The sequence below is a fragment of the Faecalibacterium sp. Marseille-Q4137 genome (genome assembly GCF_017377535.1).
GTDB lineage: Bacteria > Bacillota > Clostridia > Oscillospirales > Ruminococcaceae > Faecalibacterium > Faecalibacterium duncaniae.
Map to the genome: position 1 here is coordinate 1 of NZ_JAFREK010000100.1, position 1,821 is coordinate 1,821.

Sequence of the window (1,821 nt, forward strand, 5' to 3'; positions counted from 1 at the left end):
CCACCGCACCCCAGCAAGACCCCCGCTGGGAACCCGCCCCGCCGTCCGGGGGCGCCCCCCAGGAGAGAGCCGCCACCTTCTGTGGAAGAAGAGCTGCCGCCCCTGCCGGAGGAACCGCCGGTAACTTCGGAGGCCCCGCCCCCCTGGGACGAGCCGGCCCCGGCTGCGCCGCCGCAGAGAGAAGCGCCTCCGGCTCCCGCGCAGGAAGTGCCTGCGGTCCAGCCTCAGCCGGAATCTAAGCCGGAATATACGGCGGACCCGGCGCTGAACAAGCCCCGCAAGGTGGCAGCGGAGGGGATCAATCCCTTCCCGCAATGGGCAGAGGTCATCAAGCTCCTGCAGGAGCAGGATCCCATGCTCTATACCTACCTGAAAAAGTCCAAGGGTTACTTTGATGGTACCCGGGTGCTTATCGATGGCGGAAAGACCTTCCGGGATTTTATCCGCGCCAACAAGGAAAGCCAGAAGCTCATCAAAAAGCTGATCGCACAGGTGTCCGGTGTGGCGGTGCCCATCGGCCCCTATGAATCCAAGACGGTCAATCGCGCTTCGGCCAACGCCGAGGAATCCCTCCGCAAGCTGGAACAGCTGGGGCTGGAGGTGTCGATTGAGGATAGTGAACGCAAAAAACGATAAATAAAAGGAGAACCAACCATGAAAGCAAGAATGCCCGCAGGCTTCGGCCGCCCCGATATGAACTCCCTGATGCGTCAGGCCCAGAAGATGCAGGAAGATATGAAGGCCAAGCAGGCAGAGCTGGAAGCTGCTGAGTACACCGGCAGTGCATCCGGTGAGATGGTCACTGTGAAGATGAACGGCAAGCACGAGGTGCTGAGCATCACCATTAAGCCTGAGGCCGTGGACCCCGATGATATTGAGATGCTGGAAGACCTGGTGGCTGCTGCCGTCAATGCAACCGTCAAGCAGGTGGATGAGACTGCCGAGGCCGAAATGGGCAAACTGACCGGCGGCCTGAACATTCCCGGTCTTTGATCAAAGTGGAGGAGCACCATGGGTTATAATGCAGCTCCGCTGGAAAAGCTGATCGAAGAATTCAGCAAGTTCCCGGGCATTGGGCGGAAGGGTGCGACCCGGATGGCCTATCAGGTACTGAGCATGTCGGATCAGGATGCCGCCGCACTGGCGGGTGCAATCCAGAACGCCCACACCAAGCTCCACCGCTGCCGTGTCTGCCAGAATTATACCGAAGCCGAGCTCTGCCCCATCTGTGCCAGTGCCAAGCGGGACCGCTCTGTCATCTGTGTGGTGGAAACGCCCCGTGATGTGCAGGCGTTTGAGCGCACCCGGGAGTACCATGGAATGTACCATGTGCTCCACGGCCTCATCAGCCCCATGGATGGCATCGGTGCCGAACAGCTGACGGTCAAGGAACTGCTGGCCCGTCTGGGGGACGGTGAAGTGAAGGAAGTGATCATGGCCATGAACCCCACCGTTGAGGGCGAGGCAACGGCCATGTATCTGGCAAAGCTCATCAAGCCCCTGGGCATCAAGACCACCCGTCTGGCCTATGGCCTGCCCGTGGGTGCCAGCCTGGAGTATACCGATGAGACGACCCTGTACCGGGCGCTGTCTGGCCGGGGAGAACTGTAATCATTTGTATTTCAAAGCCCTGCGTTTGCGCGCGGGGCTTTGTGCTGTTTATGGGATAAAAAAGAAACACCCGGCCAGGGAAATGAAACAAATTCAAGAAATATAGAAAAAACTCAAAAAAGATGCAAAAAGGTGTTGACAGAAGCTCATGGATATGGTATTATACTTGAGCGCCAAGGGCCGCCGGAAAGAATGACTTCTGAAAGCGGC

At 58.6% G+C, this 1,821-nt stretch carries 2 protein-coding genes and 1 pseudogene; all 3 read left to right on the forward strand.

The genetic code is table 11. From position 1 onward, the window contains the following. Window positions 1–636: pseudogene (locus J3353_RS15920) on the forward strand (DNA polymerase III subunit gamma/tau); the annotation flags it as partial. An 18-nt stretch (window positions 637–654) separates the two neighbouring features. Continuing rightward, a complete protein-coding gene (locus tag J3353_RS15925) occupies window positions 655–993 on the forward strand; it encodes a YbaB/EbfC family nucleoid-associated protein (RefSeq protein WP_005931599.1) in 339 nt (112 codons plus the stop codon). Window positions 994–1,011: 18 nt separating this feature from the next. Further along, window positions 1,012–1,611, forward strand: a complete 600-nt coding sequence (gene recR, locus J3353_RS15930; RefSeq protein WP_005931596.1) for a recombination mediator RecR — start codon at window positions 1,012–1,014, stop codon at window positions 1,609–1,611. Window positions 1,612–1,821: the final 210 nt, after the last annotated feature.

What these genes read in the sequence shown, in the direction of transcription:
- J3353_RS15925 (WP_005931599.1), top strand. Translation starts at nt 655, where the DNA reads ATGAAAGCAAGAATGCCCGCAGGCTTCGGCCGCCCCGATATGAACTCC.
- recR (WP_005931596.1), top strand. Translation starts at nt 1,012, where the DNA reads ATGGGTTATAATGCAGCTCCGCTGGAAAAGCTGATCGAAGAATTCAGC.